The organism is Mycobacterium innocens (assembly GCF_900566055.1).
GTDB lineage: Bacteria > Actinomycetota > Actinomycetes > Mycobacteriales > Mycobacteriaceae > Mycobacterium > Mycobacterium innocens.
In genome coordinates, this window is sequence record NZ_UPHQ01000024.1 from 1 (window position 1) to 21,894 (window position 21,894).

At 66.4% G+C, this 21,894-nt stretch carries 22 protein-coding genes and 1 pseudogene; 15 read left to right on the forward strand and 8 right to left on the reverse strand.

Features of this window, described 5'->3' with window-relative positions; all coding sequences use genetic code 11:
• Positions 1–155: 155 nt before the first annotated feature.
• Together EET03_RS02610 and ramB are read right to left on the reverse strand one after the other, a co-directional pair.
• Positions 156–722, reverse strand: a complete 567-nt coding sequence (locus tag EET03_RS02610) for a carboxymuconolactone decarboxylase family protein (protein ID WP_063473193.1) — start codon at positions 720–722, stop codon at positions 156–158.
• Complete coding sequence (gene ramB, locus EET03_RS02615) at positions 719–2,140, reverse strand: acetate metabolism transcriptional regulator RamB (protein ID WP_075544410.1); 1,422 nt, start codon at positions 2,138–2,140, stop codon at positions 719–721. Before ramB ends, EET03_RS02610 begins: the two co-directional genes overlap by 4 nt.
• 163 nt (positions 2,141–2,303) lie before the next feature.
• Here ramB and EET03_RS02620 point away from each other — a divergent pair, with 163 nt between their 5' ends.
• The 3 genes from EET03_RS02620 (at position 2,304) to EET03_RS02630 (ending at position 5,708) form a co-directional block, all read left to right on the forward strand.
• Positions 2,304–3,098: an acyl-[acyl-carrier-protein] thioesterase gene (locus EET03_RS02620; RefSeq protein WP_075544411.1), complete on the forward strand. Its 795-nt coding sequence runs from the start codon at positions 2,304–2,306 to the stop codon at positions 3,096–3,098.
• A gap of 274 nt (positions 3,099–3,372) precedes the next feature.
• Complete coding sequence (gene aceA / locus EET03_RS02625) at positions 3,373–4,659, forward strand: isocitrate lyase (RefSeq protein WP_075544412.1); 1,287 nt, start codon at positions 3,373–3,375, stop codon at positions 4,657–4,659.
• A gap of 185 nt (positions 4,660–4,844) precedes the next feature.
• Complete coding sequence (locus EET03_RS02630; protein ID WP_075544413.1) at positions 4,845–5,708, forward strand: 3-hydroxybutyryl-CoA dehydrogenase; 864 nt, start codon at positions 4,845–4,847, stop codon at positions 5,706–5,708.
• 27 nt (positions 5,709–5,735) lie between these two features.
• Here EET03_RS02630 and pcaA read toward each other — a convergent pair whose 3' ends face one another.
• Together pcaA and EET03_RS02640 are read right to left on the reverse strand one after the other, a co-directional pair.
• Positions 5,736–6,599 (reverse strand): cyclopropane mycolic acid synthase PcaA, encoded by an 864-nt coding sequence (gene pcaA, locus EET03_RS02635; RefSeq protein WP_075544414.1) that lies wholly within the window; start codon positions 6,597–6,599, stop codon positions 5,736–5,738.
• Positions 6,600–6,769: 170 nt separating this feature from the next.
• Positions 6,770–7,477: a TetR/AcrR family transcriptional regulator gene (locus EET03_RS02640; protein WP_063473199.1), complete on the reverse strand. Its 708-nt coding sequence runs from the start codon at positions 7,475–7,477 to the stop codon at positions 6,770–6,772.
• A gap of 121 nt (positions 7,478–7,598) precedes the next feature.
• Between EET03_RS02640 and EET03_RS02645 the strand changes: the two genes are divergently transcribed.
• From EET03_RS02645 to deoC, 6 genes are all read left to right on the forward strand, one after another.
• Positions 7,599–8,975 carry a DUF445 domain-containing protein gene (locus tag EET03_RS02645; protein ID WP_425271494.1) on the forward strand — a complete coding sequence of 459 codons (1,377 nt, stop codon included), beginning with the start codon at positions 7,599–7,601 and terminating at the stop codon, positions 8,973–8,975.
• A gap of 83 nt (positions 8,976–9,058) precedes the next feature.
• Complete coding sequence (locus EET03_RS02650) at positions 9,059–9,475, forward strand: helix-turn-helix domain-containing protein (protein ID WP_075544416.1); 417 nt, start codon at positions 9,059–9,061, stop codon at positions 9,473–9,475.
• 300 nt (positions 9,476–9,775) lie between these two features.
• On the forward strand, positions 9,776–10,390 hold the full coding sequence (gene hbhA, locus EET03_RS02655; RefSeq protein WP_099193934.1) for a heparin-binding hemagglutinin HbhA: 615 nt from the start codon (positions 9,776–9,778) through the stop codon (positions 10,388–10,390).
• 86 nt (positions 10,391–10,476) lie between these two features.
• Positions 10,477–10,764, forward strand: a complete 288-nt coding sequence (locus EET03_RS02660) for a DUF2516 family protein (RefSeq protein WP_023370391.1) — start codon at positions 10,477–10,479, stop codon at positions 10,762–10,764.
• Positions 10,765–10,768: 4 nt separating this feature from the next.
• Positions 10,769–11,209 (forward strand): DUF2599 domain-containing protein, encoded by a 441-nt coding sequence (locus EET03_RS02665; RefSeq protein WP_075544418.1) that lies wholly within the window; start codon positions 10,769–10,771, stop codon positions 11,207–11,209.
• Positions 11,209–11,898 carry a deoxyribose-phosphate aldolase gene (gene deoC, locus EET03_RS02670; RefSeq protein ID WP_075544419.1) on the forward strand — a complete coding sequence of 230 codons (690 nt, stop codon included), beginning with the start codon at positions 11,209–11,211 and terminating at the stop codon, positions 11,896–11,898. The genes EET03_RS02665 and deoC overlap by 1 nt, the downstream gene beginning before the upstream one ends.
• A gap of 6 nt (positions 11,899–11,904) precedes the next feature.
• Here deoC and EET03_RS02675 read toward each other — a convergent pair whose 3' ends face one another.
• From EET03_RS02675 to EET03_RS02685, 3 genes are read right to left on the reverse strand one after another with little or no spacing between them, the layout of a single operon-like run.
• On the reverse strand, positions 11,905–12,972 hold the full coding sequence (locus EET03_RS02675) for an LmeA family phospholipid-binding protein (protein ID WP_075544420.1): 1,068 nt from the start codon (positions 12,970–12,972) through the stop codon (positions 11,905–11,907).
• Positions 12,969–13,799 (reverse strand): carbon-nitrogen hydrolase family protein, encoded by an 831-nt coding sequence (locus tag EET03_RS02680; RefSeq protein WP_075544421.1) that lies wholly within the window; start codon positions 13,797–13,799, stop codon positions 12,969–12,971. The genes EET03_RS02675 and EET03_RS02680 overlap by 4 nt, the downstream gene beginning before the upstream one ends.
• Before the next feature lie 41 nt (positions 13,800–13,840).
• Positions 13,841–14,362, reverse strand: coding sequence for a DUF2505 domain-containing protein (locus tag EET03_RS02685; protein ID WP_075544422.1), 522 nt, complete (start codon positions 14,360–14,362; stop codon positions 13,841–13,843).
• A 26-nt stretch (positions 14,363–14,388) separates the two neighbouring features.
• On the opposite strand from EET03_RS02685, the gene EET03_RS02690 reads away from it, so the two are divergent.
• Both EET03_RS02690 and EET03_RS02695 read left to right on the forward strand, forming a co-directional pair.
• Entirely contained in the window at positions 14,389–15,501 is a 1,113-nt protein-coding gene (locus tag EET03_RS02690; protein WP_075544423.1) for a UDP-N-acetylmuramate dehydrogenase, read from the forward strand.
• A gap of 40 nt (positions 15,502–15,541) precedes the next feature.
• Positions 15,542–16,917: pseudogene (locus tag EET03_RS02695) on the forward strand (L,D-transpeptidase).
• Here the strand turns inward: EET03_RS02695 and EET03_RS02700 are convergent.
• Positions 16,895–17,653, reverse strand: a complete 759-nt coding sequence (locus tag EET03_RS02700) for an SDR family NAD(P)-dependent oxidoreductase (RefSeq protein WP_075544425.1) — start codon at positions 17,651–17,653, stop codon at positions 16,895–16,897. The pseudogene EET03_RS02695 and the gene EET03_RS02700 sit on opposite strands and share 23 nt — an antisense overlap.
• A 177-nt stretch (positions 17,654–17,830) precedes the next feature.
• On the opposite strand from EET03_RS02700, the gene EET03_RS02705 reads away from it, so the two are divergent.
• From EET03_RS02705 to EET03_RS02720, 4 genes are read left to right on the forward strand one after another with little or no spacing between them, the layout of a single operon-like run.
• Entirely contained in the window at positions 17,831–19,132 is a 1,302-nt protein-coding gene (locus tag EET03_RS02705) for an ROK family transcriptional regulator (protein ID WP_244232213.1), read from the forward strand.
• 58 nt (positions 19,133–19,190) lie between these two features.
• On the forward strand, positions 19,191–20,534 hold the full coding sequence (gene mshA / locus EET03_RS02710; protein WP_082274835.1) for a D-inositol-3-phosphate glycosyltransferase: 1,344 nt from the start codon (positions 19,191–19,193) through the stop codon (positions 20,532–20,534).
• Complete coding sequence (locus EET03_RS02715) at positions 20,531–21,079, forward strand: type III secretion system chaperone family protein (RefSeq protein ID WP_208648980.1); 549 nt, start codon at positions 20,531–20,533, stop codon at positions 21,077–21,079. Before mshA ends, EET03_RS02715 begins: the two co-directional genes overlap by 4 nt.
• Positions 21,080–21,092: 13 nt before the next feature.
• Positions 21,093–21,848, forward strand: coding sequence for a phosphoglyceromutase (locus EET03_RS02720; RefSeq protein ID WP_075544427.1), 756 nt, complete (start codon positions 21,093–21,095; stop codon positions 21,846–21,848).
• Positions 21,849–21,894 lie beyond the last annotated feature (46 nt).

Genomic DNA, 21,894 nt, shown 5'->3' on the forward strand with positions numbered 1-21,894 from the left:
GATGACCCACCAACCGTGTGAGGTCGCATAAGTCAGCGTGGGCGCTCGGCACTCCTCACAGCACACCGCGCACTCCGGCCAGGTCTTCTAACGCCAGCAACCACCGGCGACAATGCCCCACGCACCACCTATGACTTGACACGACCTACAGCCAGCTAGCGCGGGTTGTCCAACGGAATGTTCAGCGCCGTGATCGTCGCCGCCAGCCCGTCGTATTGGGTTGCCAGCATGCAGAATTCGATCAGCTGCCGCTGTTTGAGGTGAGTCGCCAGCTGCTGCCAGGTTTCGGCGGTGATCGAGCGGTCCTTGATCAACTCGTCGGTCGCCTTCAACAACGCCTGCTGCCGGGCGCTGAGCACCTTCCGGGGCCCATCGCCCTCCGGAACGTCCGGCCACGCGAAGATCGTGGCCTGTGTCTGCGCGTCCAGCCCCGCGGCGCGCGCCATCCGGCGATGGTGTTGCAGCTCGTATTCGCATGATCGCAAACGCGCCACCCGCAGGATCACCAACTCGGTGTCGATTCGGGGCAGCCGTCCGCGCAGCAGCCGGCCGCCGTAGATCAGCCAGGCCCAGAACAGCGACTGGCGATAGCCCAATGTGGTGAACAGATGCATCTCCGGCGCTCGGACCGCACGTGCTCCCAGCTTCGCGAGAACCCAGTTGATCGGTCCCAGCTGGCGCAACCGGCCCGACGGGATGCGCGCGACCTGGTCCCCGGTCATGGCTGCTTGACCAGATATGGGGACACGGTACTGCGATGCTCGTCGAGGTCGAGCGCGCGGCCGAGCGCAGGGAAGGCCCGCTGCGGACAGTTGTCGCGTTCGCATACTCGGCAACCTGCGCCGATCGGTGTGGCGGTGTTCGGATCCCCGGACAAGTCGAGTCCTTCCGAGTAGACGAGTCGGTGCGCGTGGCGAAGTTCGCAACCCAGTCCGATCGCGAAGGTTTTACCGGGCTGACCATACCGGGCGGCGCGTCGCTCCACAGTGCGGGCCACCCACATGTAGTTGCGCCCGTCGGGCATCTGGGCGATCTGCACCAGGATCTTGCCCGGATTGGCGAACGTCTCGTAGACGTTCCACAGCGGGCAGGTTCCGCCGCTGGAGGAGAAGTGAAAACCTGTGGCGGACTGGCGTTTCGACATGTTGCCGGCGCGGTCAACCCGGATGAAGGAGAATGGCACGCCGCGCATCGACGGCCGTTGCAGCGTCGACAGCCGGTGCGCGATGGTCTCGTAGCTCACCGAGTAGAACGCCGACAGGCGCTCGACGTCGTAGCGGAAATTCTCGGCGACATCGTGGAATTGACGGTAGGGCAGCACCGCGGCCGCCGCGAAGTAATTGGCCAGTCCCAGCCGGGCCAGCGTGCGCGACTCGTCGCTGGTGAACTTGCCCTCTTCGACCAGGGTGTCGATCAGGTCGCCGAACTCGAGGAAAGCCAGCTCGGCGGCCATCTTGAACAATTGCTGACCGGGGGCGAGGTGATTGCTGATCTCAAGCGTCTTGGACGTGGGCTCGTAGCGGTGCAGCACGCCGTCGCCAAGGTCGATCCGCCTGTTGATGTGCACCCCGCGCACCTCGGTGAGTCGTCGGGTCAACTCGCGGCCCAGATCGCCGTGGTGCATCCGCATCTGGATCGTCAGGTCCTCGGCGGCGGTGTCCAGCTCGTGCAGGTAGTTCTGCCGCTGATAGAAGTAGTCGCGCACCTCTTCGTGCGGCATGGTGATCGACCCGGTGCCGCTGCCGTCGGAAAACCGCTCCTCGGTGGCGGCGGCCAGCTGTGCGGTGGTGATCCGGTACCGCCGGTGCAGATTGACCATCGCCCGCGCCAGGGCCGGATGTGCGCTGACCACCTCGGCGACTTCGGTCGGGTCGACGTCGATATCCAGGTCGCGGTCCATGGTGACCTCCCGCAACTCGGCAACCAGCCGGGTGTCGTCCTGGGAGGCGAAGAAGGTCGCGTCCACGCCGAACACCTCGGTGATCCGGAGCAGCACCGCCACTGTCAGCGGCCGGACGTCGTGCTCGATCTGGTTGAGGTAGCTCGGCGAGATCTCCAGCATTTGGGCCAGCGCCGCCTGGCTGAACCCGCGCTCGCTGCGCAGCTGGCGGACCCGGGACCCGACGAACGTCTTGGACACTTCGCCGAGCGTACCGGCTGTGCTAAGCCATGTTTCGCAGAGTTCGCATATGGGCGACAACCGGTGTCCCGATTGGTGTTTTCAAGGCGTCGTTGGCATGATTCGCATCAGGCTTTCAGGGTCAACCTGGGGTTCGCACGAGGAGGGAACGGGGAGTAGGGCCGTGAGCCTGGACAAAGAATTGATGCCGGTGCCGGACGGTCACCCCAGCGTGTTCGATCGCGAGTGGCCTCTGCGGGTCGGCGACATCGACCGGACCGGCCGGTTGCGGCTGGACGCGGCGTGCCGGCACATCCAGGACATCGGCCAGGACCAGTTGCGCGAGATGGGCTTCGAGGAGACCCATCCGCTGTGGATAGTCCGGCGCACCATGGTGGACATGATCCGGCCGATCGAGTTCCAGGACATGCTGCGGTGCCGACGGTGGTGTTCGGGGACCTCCAATCGGTGGTGTGAGATGCGTGTTCGTATAGATGGACGCAACGGCGGGTTGATCGAATCCGAAGCGTTCTGGATCCATGTCAACCGGGAAACCGAGATGCCGGCGCGCATTGCCGACGACTTCCTGGCGGGTTTGCACAAGACAACTTCGGTTGACCGGCTGCGGTGGAAGGGCTATCTCAAGCCGGGCAGCCGTGATGACGCCACCGAAATCCACGAGTTCCCGGTCCGGGTTACCGACATCGACCTGTTCGACCACATGAACAACTCCGTGTACTGGAGCGTGATCGAGGACTATCTGGCCGGTCACACCGACCTGTTGGCGGGGCCGTTGCGGGTGACCATCGAGCATGAGGCGCCAGTGGCGCTGGGCGACAAGCTGGAGATCATCTCGCACGTTCATCCGCCCGGCACGACCGAACAATTCGGTTCCGGGCTAGCCGACCGTACTGTTACAACGCTCACATATGCGGTTGGCGACGAGACCAAAGCCGTCGCAGCCATCTTCGCCCGCTAACACCGGCGTATTGCCGCAAATCTGAGTCTTGACCTGCGGCTTTACCGTTACTGCCGGGTAGGTTCTGTAACGGTTCAGTTGAGCGGCGACTTTGCAAAATTAGCAAAATCACCGAAAGTCATTGCTGAACTTGGCAAATGAAATGGGTAGACCAGGTTAGCTGGCTGTGCCATGGTCGGATTAGCACACCAGTGAAGCTGGGCCCTCCGCACCGTCGCGGTCGCGCCGTGGTCTCAGCAGTCCAGCAAATTGAGTGACCGTTAGGAGCAGTCCAATGTCTGTGGTTGGCACCCCGAAGAGCGCTGAGCAAATCCAGCACGATTGGGACCACAACCCCCGGTGGCAGGGCATCACCCGCACCTACACCCCCCAGGATGTGGTCGCCCTGCAGGGCCACGTCGTCGAGGAGCACACTCTCGCCCGGCGCGGCGCCGAGGTGCTCTGGGAGCAGCTGCACGAGATGGACTTCGTCAACGCGCTGGGCGCGTTGACCGGCAACATGGCCGTGCAGCAGGTGCGCGCCGGCCTGAAGGCCATCTACCTGTCGGGCTGGCAGGTCGCCGGCGACGCGAACCTGTCGGGCCACACCTACCCGGACCAGAGCCTGTACCCGGCCAACTCGGTGCCGCAGGTCGTCCGTCGCATCAACAACGCGCTGCTGCGCGCCGACGAAATCGCCAAGGTCGAGAACGACCGTTCCGTCGACAACTGGCTGGTGCCGATCGTCGCCGACGGTGAGGCCGGCTTCGGCGGCGCGCTCAACGTCTACGAGTTGCAGAAGGCCATGATCGCCGCCGGTGTGGCCGGCACCCACTGGGAGGACCAGCTGGCCTCGGAGAAGAAGTGCGGCCACCTCGGCGGCAAGGTGCTGATCCCCACCCAGCAGCACATCCGCACGCTGACCTCGGCGCGGCTGGCGGCCGACGTCGCCGGAGTCCCCACCGTCGTCATCGCCCGGACCGACGCCGAGGCGGCCACGCTGATCACCTCCGACGTCGACGAGCGCGACCGCACGTTCATCACCGGCGAGCGCACCGCCGAGGGCTTTTACCGGATCAAGAACGGCCTGGAGCCCTGCATCGCCCGTGCCAAGGCTTACGCGCCGTTCGCCGACCTGATCTGGATGGAGACCGGTACCCCGGACCTGGAGCTGGCCAAGCGGTTCGCCGAGGGTGTCAAGGCCGAGTTCCCCGACCAGCTGCTGGCCTACAACTGCTCGCCGTCGTTCAACTGGCGCAAGCACCTCGACGACGCCACCATCGCCAAGTTCCAGAAGGAGCTGGGTGCGATGGGCTTCAAGTTCCAGTTCATCACGCTGGCCGGTTTCCACGCGCTCAACTACTCGATGTTCGACCTGGCCTACGGCTACGCCCGCAACCAGATGAGCGCTTATGTCGAGCTGCAGGAGCGCGAGTTCGCCGCCGAGGAGCGCGGCTACACCGCCACCAAGCACCAGCGCGAGGTCGGTGCCGGCTACTTCGACCGGATCGCCACCACGGTGGACCCGACGTCGTCGACCACGGCGCTGGCCGGTTCGACCGAAGAGGGCCAGTTTCACTGACGAGGAGCGGATGCCAGGCTCGGGTCGCTGACCCCACGCCGAGCAGACGCAGACTCGCACTTCTGCTGCGCAGTTGATGCGAGTCTGCGACTGCTCGCGGGAGAAGTTGACAGCGTAGGCCCTGCCCAGCCAACCTGGGCGGGGCCTACTGCGGTGCAGGACAATCCGATTCGGAAGAGGTAACAGTGAGTGACGCAGCGATCCAGCGGGTAGGGGTGATCGGGGCCGGACAGATGGGGTCCGGAATCGCCGAGGTCTCGGTACGCGCGGGCGTCGAAGTGACGGTGTTCGAGACGACCGAGGCGCTGGTCACCGCCGGACGCAACCGCATCGTGAAATCGCTGGAGCGAGGCGTCAGCGCGGGCAAGGTGACAGAGCGCGAGCGGGACCGCGCGCTGACCAACTTGACCTTCACCACCGACCTGAATGACCTGGCCGACCGGCAACTGGTGATCGAGGCCGTGGTCGAGGACGAAGCCGTCAAGGCCGCGATCTTCGCCGAACTCGACCGAGTCGTCACCGATCCCGACGCGGTGCTGGCATCTAACACCTCCAGCATCCCGGTCATGAGAATCGCCGCCGCCACGAAAAACCCTCAGCGAGTGTTGGGTCTGCACTTCTTCAATCCGGTCCCGGTGCTGCCGCTGGTCGAGTTGGTCACCACGCTGGTCACCGACGAGGCCGCTGCCGCACGCACCGAGGAGTTTGCCGGCGCCGTCCTGGGTAAGCAGGTGGTGCGCTGCTCCGACCGATCCGGTTTTGTGGTGAACGCCCTTCTGGTGCCGTATCTGTTGTCGGCGATCCGGATGGTCGAAGCCGGGTTCGCCACGGTCGAAGATGTCGACAAGGCCGTCGTTGCCGGGCTGTCGCATCCGATGGGACCGTTGCGTTTGTCCGACCTCGTCGGCCTCGACACACTCAAACTGATCGCGGACAAGATGTTCGAGGAGTTCAAGGAGCCGCTGTACGGACCCCCGCCACTGTTGTTGCGGATGGTCGAGGCCGGCCAGCTGGGTAAGAAATCCGGTCGGGGTTTCTACATGTATTGACGTGTAGCGACGGGCCGGGCGGCGACGCTACTTCTCCAATGTGAACTGGTCGACGTCGGTGTAGCCCTCGCGGAACAGTTTCGCGCAACCCGTGAGGTACTTCATGTAGCGGTCGTAGACCTTCTCGGACTGGATCGCGATCGCCTTCTCCCTGTTGGCTTCCAATGCCGCTGCCCAGGTGTCCAGTGTCTTTGCGTAGTGCAGTTGCAGCGACTGAACCCGGGTGACTTTGAAACCGGCCGTGGTGGCGTGCTCTTCGACCGTTGGGATCGTTGGCAGCCAGCCGCCGGGGAAGATCTCGGCCAGGATGAACTGAGTGAAGTGCACGATTTCATGGGTCAGGGTCAACCCCCGCGCTCGGGCGTCTTTGAAGGTGGGACGAGCGATAGTGTGCAGCAGCATCACGCCGTCGGAGGGCAGTACGTTGTAGGCCATCTTGAAAAAGCGTGGGTAGCGCTGACGACCGAAGTGCTCGAAAGCGCCGATCGAGACGATCCGGTCGACCGGCTCGTGGAATTTTTCCCACCCTTCCAGCAACACCCGCCTGGTGCGGGGGGTGTCCAACGTGTCGAACATCTGCTGGGCGTGGGCCGCCTGGTTCTCCGATAACGTCAGGCCCACGACGTTGACGTCGTACTTTTCGATGGCTCGCCGCATGGTGGCGCCCCAGCCGCAACCGATGTCCAACAACGTCATCCCGGGCTCGAGCTTCAGCTTTCCCAGCGACAGGTCGATTTTCGCCAGCTGCGCCTCTTCCAGCGTCATGTCGTCGCGCTCGAAGTATGCGCAGCTGTAGGTCTGGGTGGGGTCCAGAAACAGCCGGAAGAAGTCGTCGGACAGATCGTAGTGGGCTTGTACGTTTCCGAAATGCGGCGTGAGCTGCACGGACATAGCGATCGGGCCTTTCTGCTTCGCAGGGGCGTGGCTCAGCGCACCCTGGTCTCCCCCCGGGATGCCCCTCAAGCATGTTAGCCGCTGCGAACAGCCTGCAATGGTCGTGGCAAGCCACCCCGTTGATCCGAACCGTTACGTCCGGTCCGCGCGAGGCCCTGCCCGGGCGGCTATTCCACCTCTTGGCGTGGTGGCACGATCGGCGTTGGATGTGGCTGCTCGCGGAACTTTTCCAGCGACCCGCCGGCCTCCACGATCCCGCACAACGCACTCCAGCTCAGCATCGTCAGATAGTCGATCAGCTCGTCGCTGCTCATCCGCGGGGCCGACATCCAGGAGTGGGTGGCCAGCTGAACGCCGCCGACGATCAGATACGCCCACGGTTCTACCCCGCCGGTGTCCATGCCGACCTCCTGCATGCGGCGGCGCAGCATCACCGCGATCATGCGGGCGATGATCCGTTCGGAGTCGGCGATCACCTTGCTCTTGCTGGCCGAGCTGTTGGCCATCACGAACCGGTACGGCTCGGGCTCGGACGCCACCGTTTCCACATACACCCGGATGACTTCGCGGGCCAGCTCGTAGCCGTCGAGGTTGGATGACAACGCCGCGGCCATATTCGGAATCAACGTGGTCTGTGCGAACCGCATCATCACCGCGGTCGTCAGGTCATTCTTGTCAACGAAGTAGCGGTAGAGCACCGTCTTGGAAACGCCGATCTCCGCCGCAATCTCGTCCATGCTCAGGAAGCGGCCGCGGACACGTATGGCCTCGATTGTTCCGTCAACGAGTTCGTTGCGCCGCTCCACCTTGTGCTGGTGCCAGCGCCGCTTGCGCCCATCCGTTTTGCCCGCCGCGGCCGGGATATGCTCTGTCACTCTCCGCCGATTCCATTCGCTAGACGCAGTCGATACTACGGCTTGCGGGGGCTCACATAGCTCATCGGCTACCTGTGAGTGAAACCCGGGAAGGGTGCCGTCACACTAATTGGTCGCGGCGATAGCGGATGATGGTGGGGTGGCACACAGAGTCGACGCGTCGGGTTCGCCGCCGAGGCTTGAGGTGAGCACGCCGCCGGCCGGGGTGCGCCGGCCGTCCCTGGCGGAGTCGTTCGCCGGGGCCGATCCGGAGGCGGACGCCGAGCGGCGGCGGGCGCTGCGGCGGATGAAATTGGTGGCGTTGAGTTTTCTGCTTGGCGCCACGGTCGTGTTTCTCGCCTGCAGGTGGGCGCAGGCGGATGGCGCCGCACCACTGTGGGTTGGCTACGTCGGCGCGGCCGCGGAGGCCGGCATGGTGGGCGCGCTGGCCGACTGGTTCGCGGTCACTGCGTTGTTCAAGTATCCGCTGGGCATTCCGATCCCCCATACCGCCATCATCAAGCGCAAGAAAGACCAGCTGGGCGAGGGCCTGGGCACCTTCGTCCGGGAGAACTTCCTGTCCGGACCGGTGGTGGAGACCAAACTACGCGACGCGCAAGTGCCCAGTCGGCTGGGGAAGTGGCTGTCGGATCCCGCGCACGCCCGTCGGGTGGCAGCCGAGACGGCCACGGTGCTGCGGGTGCTGGTGGAGTTGCTCAACGACGACGAGATCCATCAGCTGATCGACCGCATGATCATGCGCCGCATCGCCGAGCCGCAGTGGGGCCCCCCGGTGGGACGGATGCTGCAGACGGTGCTGTCCGAGAACCGGCAGGAGGCGCTGATCCAGTTGCTGGCCGACCGCGCGTTTCAATGGTCGCTGGATGCCGGGGTGGTTATTCAGCGGGTGGTGGAACGCGATTCGCCGACCTGGTCGCCGCGATTCATCGACCATCTGGTGGGCGACCGTATTCATCGCGAATTGATGGACTTCACCGACAAGGTCCGCCGCAATCCCGATCACGAACTGCGCCGGTCAGCGACGCGCTTTCTCTTCGAGTTCGCCGACGACCTGCAAAACGACCCGGCCACCATCGCGCGCGCCGATGCGGTCAAAGAGCAGCTGATGGCGCGCGATGAGGTCGCCAATGCCGCCGCGGCGGCATGGAAGACGCTCAAACGGCTGGTGCTCGAGGGCGTCGACGACCCGTCCAGCAGCTTGCGCACCCGGATCGCCGACACGGTGATCCGAGTCGGCGAATCCCTGCGCGACGACGCCGAGCTGCGCGACAAGGTCGACAACTGGATGGTTCAGGCCGCCCAACACCTCGTTTCGCAATATGGGGTGGAGATCACAGCGATCATCACCGACACAATCGAACGTTGGGACGCGGAGGAAGCCAGTCGGCGAATCGAATTACACGTGGGCCGCGACCTGCAATTTATTCGGATCAACGGCACCGTGGTAGGCGCGTTGGCAGGACTGGCCATCTATGCCATCGCCCAGCTGTTCTTCTAGGGTGCTAACAAGCGCTTGCAAAAGCAAGCACCTGTCCGTACCCTGAGTGCGTCAAGATCAAACAGCATGTAAGGAGCGCACCAATGCCGCCGGAGGAGAAGTTCGGCGCGAAGGTGTCCAGCGTGACTTCCAGAGCCTCCGACATCGGCAGCTTCATCCGGACACAACGCGAAACGGCGCAGGTCTCGATGCGGCAACTTGCCGAACGGTCCGGTGTCAGCAATCCGTACCTGAGCCAGGTTGAGCGTGGCCTGCGTAAGCCGTCGGCAGACGTCCTGGCCCAGATCGCAAAGGCGCTACGGGTTTCCGCCGAGGTTCTTTATGTGCGGGCCGGGATTCTCGAGCCCAGCGAGACCAGCCAAGTCCGCGACGCCATCATCACCGACACGGCGATCACCGAGCGTCAAAAGCAGATTCTGCTGGATATCTACGCCTCGTTCACCCATCAGAACGAAGCCACCCGTGAGGAGTGTTCGAGCCCATCCGACATTGACGATTGATCAGCTTGTCGGCCGTCAGATCCGATGTCAGGTGAGGTCTAGATCGACGGCCGCCGGGCAACCCAAGAGGGACGGGGAATTCTGTTTCAGGCAAGCCGCCTGACCGACCCGATAACGCGGCCCCGGACAACGACGAACTCGATCACCAACCGACCCGACACATCAGGAGGTCTTCAGCAAGTCGCGTGCCAGGTCAATCCGCGGGTCTTGACTACTCCGCCAGAGGAGCCGACGCTTGCTCCAACTTCATATCACGATGCAATAACACCGATAACGAAACAATTGATGAAAGGAAATACCATGGCTGAAAACCCGAACATCGAGGACCTGCGGGCTCCGTTGCTCGCCGCGCTTGGTGCCGCCGACCTGGCTCTGGCCACCGTCAACGACTTGATCGTCAACCTGCGCGAGCGTGCCGAAGAGACCCGCACGGACACCCGCACCCGCGTCGAGGCCCGCGTCGAGGAGAGTCGTGCCCGCCTGACCAAGCTGCAGGAGGACCTTCCCGAGCAGTTCAGCGAACTCCGTGAGCGTTTCACCGCCGAGGAGCTGCGCAAGGCTGCCGAGGGCTACCTCGAGGCTGCCACCAACCGGTACAACGAATTGGTCCAGCGCGGCGAGGCCGCCCTGGAGCGGCTGCGCAGCCAGCCGGTCTTCGAAGATGCGTCGGCGCGTGCCGAGGGCTACGTGGACCAGGCCGTCGAGCTGACCCAGGAGGCGCTGGGCACCGTCGCTTCGCAGACCCGCGCCGTCGGTGAGCGTGCCGCCAAGCTGGTCGGCATCGAGCTGCCGAAGAAGGCGGAGTCCGGTAAGAAGGCTCCGGCCAAGAAGGCCCCGCCCGCGGCCAAGAAGGCAGCTGCGGCCAAGAAGGCGCCTGCCAAGAAGGCTCCGGCCAAGAAGGTCACCCAAAAGTAAGCAGGCGACCCACGACTCGACTCCGAGTCGCCCCGTTGGGCGACTCGGAGTCGACGTTTTGGGCGGTGCCCGCATACTCTTTAAGCGTGAGCCACCTTGTGGGTACCGTCATGTTGGTCTTGCAGATCGCCGTCCTGGTGACGGCGGTGTATGCCTTCGTGCATGCGGCGCTGCAGCGGCCAGACGCCTATACCGCCGCAGACAAGCTAACCAAGCCGGTGTGGTTGGTGATCCTTGGCGCGGCGGTGGCGCTGACCTCCATTCTCGGTTTCGTCTTCGGCGTGCTCGGGATGGCAATCGCGGCCTGCGCGGCCGGCGTGTATCTGGTCGACGTGCGGCCCAAGCTTCTGGAAATCCAGGGTAAGTCCCGCTGACCGGATGAAAGTCCTGGTGGCCGCGCCGGCAGCGGTGCTTGTCGGCGTGCTGTGCGCTGTTCCCGCCGAAGCCGGCTCCGGTGGCGGTGTGGTTGAACAACCTGACCCGGGGTATTCACCGCCGTTCGTCGACCACACCCAATGGGCATATTCGGGGCGCCTGAGCAGCCTGCGGGTCTACCCGACGCCATCGGGTCGTGCCGCATCCCGCAATCCTGGCACCGCCGCCGCAGCCGCCGACGAGGCCTGGGCGGAGCTGCTCGGCTGGGCCCCCGACGCCGACACACCCGGCATGCGGGCACAGTTCGACTGTCACTGGCAGCTGGCAGAGGTAGCAGAACCCGGGAAGATCAGCTGGAACCTCGAGCCGTGGCGGCCGGTCGTCGACGACACGGAGATGTTTGCCTCCCGGTGTAACCCGGGTGGCGCCGAAGAGCAGTTTTGATGCCAGGCGCGCTGACCCGACGGCAGCTGGCGGCGGTGGTCGACCACACGCTGCTCAAGCCAGAGGCGACCGCTGCCGATGTGGCGGCGCTGGTCGCCGAAGCGGCCGAGCTGGGTGTCTACGCGGTCTGCGTCTCGCCGTCAATGGTGCCGGTCGCGCGCACCGCGCTCGGCGTCGGTGGCGTGCGGATCGCGGCGGTGACGGGTTTCCCGTCGGGCAAGCACCTGTCGTCGGTCAAGGCGCACGAGGCGGCGCAGGCCGTCGCGTCGGGGGCAGTCGAGATCGACATGGTGATCGACATCGGCGCTGCGCTGGCCGGAGACCTGGATGCGGTGCGGACGGACATCGAGGCGGTGCGTGCCGCGACGGCCGGGTCCGTGCTGAAGGTGATCGTCGAGTCGGCGGTGCTGTTGGACCGGGCGGGGGAGCACCTGCTGAGAGCGGTGTGTCGGGTCGCCGAAAGCGTCGGCGCCGAGTTCGTCAAGACGTCGACGGGGTTTCATCCCGCGGGCGGGGCGACGGTGGCCGCCGTCGCACTGATGGCCGACACCGTCGGCGGTCGTCTGGGGGTCAAGGCCAGTGGCGGCATCCGCACCGCCGCCGACGCCGTCGCCATGCTGCACGCCGGTGCCACCCGATTAGGCCTGTCCGGAACCCGTTCGGTTCTCGATGGGCTCAGCCCCGACTGACGGGCCTCAGAGGTTGGCGAAACAGGGATCCTGCTCGCCGCCGGCGGGGATGGTGGCGTTGCGGGTCGATAGGTGAGCAACCACACCGGTATCGGTGACCTGCACACTGTCCCAATGAATACCCAACGGGAAGTCTTTGGTCAGCTTGCTGAAGAAGTCGTCGAGCATCGATTGCACCGACTCCTTGGGCAGCGTGAAGCCAAGTGCGTTGAAAGTTTCGATCGGCAGCTGCAGCTGGTTGCCCGTCACCCGCGGCTTGACCACGATGTTGTCGAGGAAGCCCTTCATTTCGACTGTGCCGTCTCTGGGATGGGTCGTCACGGTGTTGGAAACGAACGGACCCAGTACCGGTATCGCGTTTTGGAACGATTCCTTGATGCCCTCAGACGTCCACGAGACGGTGGCATCGAGCGCACCCACCGTGCCCTGGGAGTTGGGGGTGTCTCTGAGTTGGACGTCCCGAATGTTGATTTGCAGCTTCATGCCCTTGGCATCGCGAACCTGGTTGCCCGCCGTCTCCGCCGTGATGTTGGTGAAATGCTTGGTCGCGAGCTGCCACAAGACCAACGGGGCCACACCGAAGGAAGCGCTGGCCTTGTCCTTGACCTCACAGGCCACCGCTTCGGCAATCTTGCTGTTGGTTTCATGACGGACGTACAGCTCGGCTCCGATCAGCCCCGCGACGACCAGCGAAAACACGATGATCAGGATGAGGAAGATCGACAACGGGTCCCGACGCCAGCGGCGTTTCCGTTTGGGTGCTCCCGATTCGGCGTCGTCTTGCGGCTTGGCTATCGGAGTGGTCCTGGCGGCGGCCCCGGCCGCCGGCGGTGGCCCGGGTCGCTGTGCATCGGCATTGGCCGCAGCCACGTGCTCCGTCGGCTGGGTTGCCTGGCCGGCCCCGGGTCCGGCCTGAGTGGCCGGATCCTGGGCAGGGGCGGCGCCGGGCCCGCCGGGACGCAATTGCCCGCCGGAGGGGTCTGTAGGGGCTGGAGGCCGGCCAAGGGAACCTGGATTGCTGGGACGCGACCATGTCGACGGGCCCTCATTGGGTGGCCCTTGCGGGTTCGTCACCTACGCGATTGTGCCCTATCAATGTGAACGAAGTCTGAGTGGTTGCTCAGCACGGCGATACTGTCGCGGGCTGCGGTCACGTTCTCGACATCGATATCGGCGACTAGGAGCTGCGGCTCGGCGCCGGCCGACGCCACCACCTGCCCTAACGGCGAAGCCACCAAGCTGCCGCCCACGCCGGTGGGCGCACCCGAGTTGGTGAGCGTGCCGCCCGGGTCGGCCTGACCCGCCGCGGCGACATAGCTCGTGGAGTCCAGCGCCCTGGCCCGGGCCAGCAATGTCCACTGGTCGAGTTTGCCAGGACCCGAACCCCAGGACGCGCACACGGCGATCAGCGAAGCCCCGCGCCGGGCCAGCTCGGTGTAGAGCGCCGGGAAGCGGATGTCGTAGCAAACGGTTAAACCTACTCGAATGTCGTTGACCGTGATCACCACCGGCTCGTGTCCCGGGGCGACGGTACGCGACTCGGTAAAGCCGAAGGCGTCGTAGAGATGAATCTTGTGGTAGTGCGCGTCGGGCTGATTCGGCCTCCCCGGACCCGCTGCGACCAGGGTGTTCATCACCCGCCCGTCTTCGGCGGGGGTGAACATGCCCGCGACCACGGTGATGCCGGCCTCGGTCGCGATCCGCCGCACACCGCTGGCCCAGGGGCCGTCGAGGGGCTCGGCGATCGGTGCCAGCGGCACGCCGAACCGGCACATCGTCGCCTCGGGAAACACCACCAGCTCGGCGCCGGCGTCGACAGCCCGGTTGGCGTACTCGCGCACCAGGAGCAGGTTCGCTGCCGGGTCGGTGCCGCTGAGTATTTGCGCCAACGCGATCCGCATACTGGCCAGCTTAGGAGCCGCCGATGCCCGCGCTGGTGTGGCTAGGTGTTGGCGATCCACTGCGTGGTGAAGCGTTGCTCCAGCGTCACCAGCTGGCGCAGTTCGGTGCCGATGATGCTCTCCAGCTTGCCGCCGATCAGCGGAATACGTACCTGGATGGTGACCTGCAGCGACAACCGGGCGCCGCCGGAGTCGGCCTTGGGAGCCAGCACGGCGGTGCCCCACAGGTTGGCCGGAGCGTCCACGATCGATCCGGCGATGGATGCCGTGGCGATGCCGTCGGTCACCGGGCTCCACATTTCCTCGCGCCGCACGCAGAGGTCGCCCCGATGCAACTGGGTGACCAAACCCGGGAGGTTGTGCCGGTGCACGGTCTGCAGCGTGACCACCTCGATGGTGCCCTCGGTTCCGGACTGACCACCTACGCGCATCGAGTGCAGGGTCGCAATGTCGACCGGGGTTTCGGCCAGCCTGGCCCGCCAGTACTCCTCATCGTGGAAAACCTGGTGGACTTCTTCGACGCTGCCCTCGTAGTCGGCCGACATGTCGAATGAACGCGGCATAGCTGGTCAGGCTACCGTTACGGGCCATGAAATGGCGCGCAGTCGGTTCACGCTTTGCCGGCGCGCGCGTCGAGGAGTGGGTGCCGCTGGCGCCGCTGACGACATTGCGGGTGGGACCCGTGGCGCGGCGCGTAATCACCTGCGCCGCCAGCGATCAGGTGGTAGCGGTGTTGCGGCAGCTGGACGCCGAGGCCCGAGCCGAAAACAGTGGGCCGGTGCTGGTGTTTGCTGGCGGATCCAATGTGGTGATCGGCGATGCCCTGGCCGACCTGACCGTGGTGCGGCTGGCCAATGCCGGCATCACGGTCGACGGCAACCTGGTGCGCGCCGAGGCGGGCACGGTATGGGACGACGTGGTGCGCAGGGCCATCGACCACGGTCTGGGCGGGTTGGAATGCCTGTCGGGGATACCCGGATCGGCCGGTGCGACACCGGTGCAGAACGTCGGGGCGTATGGCGTGGAAGTCTCCGACGTCATCAGCCGGGTACGGCTGTTGGACCGCAGCAGTGGCCAGGTGCACTGGGTACCGGGCGCTGCGCTGGGCTTCGGCTACCGCACCAGCGTGCTCAAGCAGGCTGACGGGCTGCGGTTGCCGGCCGTGGTGCTGGAGGTGGAGTTCGCGCTGGATGCCTCGGGCCGCAGCGCGCCAGTGCGCTACGGCGAACTGACGGCGGCGCTGGGTGTGGCCAGCGGCGAGCGCGCCGACCCGCAAGCTGTCCGCGCGGCCGTCCTGGCACTGCGGGCGCGCAAGGGCATGGTGCTCGACGCGACCGACCATGACACCTGGAGCGTAGGGTCGTTTTTCACCAACCCGGTGGTCGCGCCGGACGTCTACGAACGGCTGGCGGCGGCGGTCGACGGTCCGGTGCCGCACTATCCGGCGCCGGGCGGTGTCAAGCTGGCCGCGGGCTGGCTGGTCGAGCACGCCGGGTTCGGCAAGGGGTATCCGGATCCGGCCCTCAGCGGGGAGGCCCCCGCGTGCCGGCTGTCCACCAAGCACGCGCTGGCGTTGACCAACCGGGGCACCGCGACGGCGGCCGACGTGATGCTACTGGCCCGCACGGTCCGCGACGGCGTCCGTGATGTGTTTGGTATCACATTGCAACCAGAACCGATCCTGATCGGTTGCCGGTTGTAGCTGCTACTTTCGCGTCCGATACGCTCGCCGCACCGTTGCCGTGGCGGGTCCGTCGGCGCTTGCAGCCGGTTATGGACGGTTTGGCCCGGTATCTTTGATTCCGTGAGCACCTCTAGCACCCCCCAAGGCCAGGGGCCGATCAACCGGCGCATGGCTTTGATGGCACTGGGGGCCGGGGTGCTGGCGCCCAATGTGCTGGCCGCCTGCGCGGGCGGGGTCACCAGGCAATCGGAGAAGAAGCCGCCGGGTGCGCCCCATCTGACATTCCGGCCGGGCGATGCCGCCGACGACGTGTTGCCGATCGCCCCGATCAGCGTCGAGGTCGGCGACGGCTGGTTCCAGCGAGTAGCACTGACCAATCCGGCCGGCAAGCTGGTTGCCGGTAATTACAACCAGGACCGCACGGTGTACACGATCACCGAGCCGCTGGGCTACGACACCACCTACAGCTGGAGCGGCGCGGCCGTCGGCCATGACGGCAAGGCGGTACCGGTCGCGGGCAAATTCACGACGGTGACGCCCAAGAAGAAAATCGACGGCGGCTTCCAGTTGGCCGACGGCCAGACCGTCGGCGTCGCGGTGCCGATCATCATTCAGTTCGACGCGCCGATCAGCGACAAGGCGTCTGTCGAACGGGCGCTCACGGTCACCACCAACCCGCCCGTCGAGGGCAGCTGGGCATGGCTGCCCGACGAGGCGAAGGGTGCTCGGGCGCACTGGCGTCCCCGCGAGTACTACCCGGCGGGCACCACCGTCAACGTCGACGCCAAGCTCTACGGGCTGCCGTTCGGCGACGGGGCCTACGGCGCCCAGGATTTCTCGTTGAGCATTCAGATCGGGCGGCGGCAGGTCGTCAAGGCCGAAGTCACCTCTCACCGCATCCAGGTCGTCACCGACGAAGGCGTCATCATGGACTTCCCGTGCAGCTACGGCGAAGCCGACAAGGCGCGCAACGTCACTCGCAACGGGATCCACGTGGTCACCGAGAAATACGCGGACTTCTACATGTCCAACCCGGCGGCCGGCTACAGCAATGTGCACGAACGCTGGGCTGTGCGCATCTCCAACAATGGCGAGTTCATTCACGCGAACCCGGCCAGCGCGGGCGCGCAGGGCAACAGCAACGTCACCAACGGCTGCATCAACCTGTCGACCGGCGACGCCGAGCAATACTTCCACAGCGCGATCTACGGTGACCCGGTCGAGGTAACCGGCAGCACGATCCAGTTGTCCTACGCCGACGGCGACATCTGGGACTGGGCCGTGGACTGGGACACCTGGGTATCGATGTCGGCGCTGCCACGCCCGACCTCGCGCCCCCCGGGGACGCAGATCCCGGTCACCGCGCCGGCCACACCGTCGACCGCGCCCAGCTTGTCCGGCACGCCGGAACCTACCGCGGGCCCGGGTGGTTAGCCCGGCGCGTCGCTGAGGCCTGATCGCGCGGCCGGATGACGATCTGGTCCAGATTGACGTGCGACGGCCGCGAGGCCACAAACCCGATCACCTCGGCGATGTCGGCGGCCACCAGCGGCGTCATGCCGGAGTAAACCGCGTCCGCGCGTTGCCGGTCACCGTCGAAGCGAACCAGCGAGAACTCCGTCTCCACCGCGCCGGGGGCGATCTCGGTGAGCCGGACCGGCTTTCCGAGCAGCTCGCCCCGTAACGTGCGGTGCAATGCGCCTTGGGCGTGCTTGGCGGCCGTGTAGCCGGCGCCACCGTCGTAAACTTCAAGTGCCGCAATGGAAGTGACGGTGACGATCAGTCCGTCGCCCGATTCGATCAACTTGGGCAGCAGCGCGCGGGTCACTCGCAGCGTGCCCAGCACATTCGTCTCCCACATCCAGCGCCAGTGCTGCAGGTCGGCGTCGGCGACGAGTTCCAGGCCCTTTGCGCCACCGGCGTTGTTGACCAGTACGTCGACCCGGCGCAGTCCCGCGGCCAGCGCCGCCACGGCCGCGTCGTCCGTGACGTCGGCCACAACCGGGGTGCCGCCGATCTGGTCCGCCAGGTCGCTGATCCGGTCCGCGCGACGGGCCACCGCGACTACATGAAACCCTTGTGCCGCAAGGGTTTTCGCGGTTGCTTCGCCGATACCGGAGCTGGCGCCGGTAACCACCGCAACCCGGTTCGGCGCGTCGGGAGTTGTCATCGGGACCACTCTAATAAACGTGCTAAATTTTCGGTGTGTACTGCAGCGCCTGGTTCAACACGACGACCGCGTGTCTTTGCGCGGGCGGCTGTTGTTGCCGCGTACTTTGTCACGCCTGACTCAGGTCGGTAAGCGTGGCCAAGGACCCGGCCAGTTGAACTCGGAATAAGGACGCCAGTGCACTCGACCACTCTCACCACCCATCGCCCCGCCCGTGGCGGCCGGCCGCGGCCGTACCGCCAGGTCGTGCCGCCGTCGCTGCACTTGGCTGACTCCGCGGCCGCGTCCGTCTTCCGGGCGGTGCGGTTGCGCGGCCCCGTCGGCCGCGACGTCATCGCCAGTGTTACCTCGCTGAGCATCGCGACGGTGAACCGCCAGGTCATCGCGCTGCTCGAGGCCGGTCTGCTGCGTGAGCGCGCCGACTTGGCGGTTTCCGGGGCGATCGGGCGGCCCAGGGTCCCCGTGGAGGTCAACCACGAGCCGTTCGTGACGCTGGGCATCCACATCGGGGCGCGCACGACCAGCATCGTGGCCGCCGACCTGTTCGGTCGCACCCTCGACGCGGTCGAGACGCCGACACCGCTCAGTCCCGCGGGGTCGGCGCTGGGGTCGCTGGCCGACAGTGCCTGCCGCTACCTGAGGCGCTGGCATCGGCGTCGGGCGCTGTGGGTGGGAGTGGCGATCGGCGGCACCGTCGACGGCGCGACCGGCCACGTCGATCACCCCCGGCTGGGCTGGCAGCGGGCACCGGTCGGGACGGTGCTGGCCGACGCGCTGGGCCTTCCCGTCTCGGTGGCATCCCACGTGGATGCCATGGCCGGTGCCGAGCTGCTGCTCGGGATGCGACGGTTCACGCCGGGCTCGTCGACCAGCCTGTACGTCTATGCCCGCGAGACCGTGGGGTATGCGCTGGTGATCGACGGCCGGGTGCACTGCCCGGCCAGCGGGCCCGGCACCATTGCGGGTCTGCCGGCCCGCTCCGAGCTGCTGGGCGGCACCGGACAGCTCGAGTCCACCGTCAGCGACGAGGCCGTGTTGGCGGCCGCGCGCCGGCTCCGGATCCTTCCGGCCGCCTCGGCTGCGCGCACCAACGGCTCGGCCGGCGCCGTCACCGACCTGCTCCGGGCGGCACGCGCCGGTAACCAACAGGCCAGGGATCTATTGGGAGAGCGGGCCCGGGTGCTTGGCGAAACGGTCGCGCTGCTGCGCGACCTGCTCAACCCCGACGAACTGGTGGTGGGTGGCCAGGCGTTCACCGAGTACCCGGAAGGGATGGAGCAGGTGGAAAAGGCCTTCGCCGCATGCTCGGTGCTGCCGCCGCGGGACATCCGGGTCACAGCATTCGGCAACCGAGTGCAAGAAGCCGGGGCCGGCATCGTGTCGCTGGGCGGGCTCTACGCCGACCCGTTGGGCGCGATGCGTCGTGCCGGGGCACTGGACACCCGGCTGCCGGATACCGAGCCGGGGGCGCTCGCTTAGTGCGGCTTCTGCCCGTGCGTGGGCCTGGCCCCGGAACACGTCCTGTAAAGATGACAGTGTGCGCCACAGCGACAGTCCCCGGCTAGCCGGAGACGAAGATCCACGCCGGGTCGCCCTGCTGGCGGTGCATACCTCGCCGCTGGCCCAGCCGGGGACCGGCGATGCCGGCGGAATGAACGTCTACGTGCTGCAAAGTGCGCTGCACCTGGCCCGGCGGGGTATCGAGGTGGAGATTTTCACCCGGGCCACCGCTTCGACGGATCCACCGGTGGTGCAGGTGGCGCCGGGCGTGCTGGTGCGCAACGTGGTCGCCGGACCCTTCGAGGGTCTGGACAAATACGACCTGCCCACCCAGTTGTGCGCGTTCGCGGCCGGGGTGCTGCGCGCCGAAGCCGCCCACGAACCGGGCTACTACGACATCGTGCACTCGCACTACTGGCTGTCCGGCCAGGTCGGCTGGCTGGCCCGCGATCGCTGGGCGGTGCCGTTGGTGCACACCGCTCACACGCTGGCCGCGGTGAAGAATGCGGCGCTGGCCGACGGTGACGCCCCCGAGCCGCCGCTGCGCGTCGTCGGCGAACAGCAGGTTGTCGACGAGGCGGACCGGCTCATCGTCAACACCGAAGATGAAGCCCGACAACTGATTTCGATCCATCATGCAGATCCGGCGCGCGTTGACGTCGTTCATCCCGGTGTCGACCTGGACGTGTTCTCACCCGGCGACCGGCGGGCGGCACGGGCCGCTCTGGGGTTGCCGCTGGACGGGCAGGTGGTGGCCTTCGTCGGACGGATCCAGCCGCTGAAGGCACCCGACATCGTGCTGCGCGCCGTCGCAAAGCTCCCGGGAGTGCGCGTCGTCGTCGCCGGCGGGCCGTCGGGCAGTGGACTGGCCGCGCCGGAGGGCCTGGCGCAACTGGCCGGCGAACTCGGTATCGCGCAGCGAGTGACGTTCCTGCCGCCACAGTCCCGCACGGATCTGGCGACCGTGTTCCATGCCGCCGACCTGGTCGCGGTGCCGAGTTATTCGGAGTCGTTCGGTCTGGTGGCCATCGAAGCGCAGGCCTGCGGTACGCCGGTGGTGGCGGCGGCGGTTGGGGGGCTGCCGGTCGCGGTGCGCGACGGGATCACCGGCACGCTGGTATCCGGACACGACGTGGACCGGTGGGCCGACGCGATCGAGCAGCTGCTGCGTCGCAATGCCGGCCCGCCGGGGTGGGCGATGAGTCGTGCAGCCGCCCAGCACGCGGCCGGGTTCTCGTGGGACCACACCACCGACGCGCTGCTGGCCAGTTACCGGCGGGCGATCGGCGACTTCACCGCGGGACGCCGGCACCGGGTGCGCGACCTGGTTGCGGCGCGCAAACCGCGCCGCTGGACGGCTCGTCGCGGGGTGGGCGCGTGACATCCGGTGCCGCCGAGACCGTGGCGCAGGTGATCGAACAGGCGCTGCAGGCCAGTCGGCTGAACTACTCGCGACACCCTGGCGCGCATGGCGGGCCGGCGGGCATCGTCGTGGAGTTGCCGGGTGAACGCAAGCTCAAGACCAACACCATCTTGAGCATCGGGGAGCACTCGGTGCGCGTCGAGGCCTTCGTGTGTCGCAAGCCGGACGAAAACCACGAGGGTGTCTACCGGTTCCTGCTCAAACGCAACCGCCGGCTCTACGGGGTCGCTTACACGCTGGACAATGTCGGCGACATCTACCTGGTGGGCCGGATGTCGCTGGCCTCGGTCGACGCCGAGGAGATCGACCGGGTACTCGGGCAGGTGCTCGAGGCGGTGGACTCGGACTTTAATACGTTGCTGGAGTTGGGTTTTCGTTCATCGATTCAAAAAGAGTGGGAATGGCGGGTGTCGCGCGGCGAATCGCTGAAGAACCTGCAGGCCTTCGCGCATCTGATCGACGGTGATGACGGTGATGACGGTGAGGACGACGAGAACGCGTGAGAGACTTGCCGGCATGGGAGACACTGCCACGCTGGTGCTGCTGCGCCACGGTGAGAGCGACTGGAATGCCCTCAACCTGTTCACCGGCTGGGTGGACGTCGGCCTGACCGAAAAGGGCGAGGCCGAGGCCGTCCGAAGCGGCGAGCTGCTGGCCGAGCACGACTTGCTGCCCGACGTGCTCTACACGTCGTTGTTGCGGCGCGCGATCACCACCGCGCATCTGGCGCTGGACCGCGCCGACCGACTGTGGATTCCGGTGCGGCGCAGCTGGCGGCTGAACGAACGCCACTACGGCGCGCTGCAGGGTCTCAACAAGGCGGAGACGAAGGCGCGCTACGGCGAAGAGCAGTTCATGGCCTGGCGGCGCAGCTACGACATGCCGCCGCCGCCGATCGAGAAGGGCAGCGAGTTCAGCCAGGACGCCGACCCGCGGTACGCCGATATCGGCGGTGGCCCACTGACCGAGTGCCTGGCCGACGTGGTGGCCCGGTTTCTGCCCTACTTCACCGACGTCATCGTCGGCGACCTGCGGGCCGGCAAGACGGTGTTGATCGTGGCGCATGGCAACTCGTTGCGGGCGCTGGTCAAGCATCTGGACGGGATGTCCGACGACGACGTCGTCGGACTGAACATCCCGACAGGCGTTCCGCTGCGCTACGATCTGGACCGCCAATTGCGCCCGGTGCAGCCCGGCGGTCGCTACCTGGACCCGGAGGCCGCAGCCGCCGGTGCTGCCGCGGTGGCCAGCCAAGGCACGGCCAAAGTCTGATCGGCGGCGCCGGTAGCCCTGTTTGCTGAACAACGCATGAACGGCA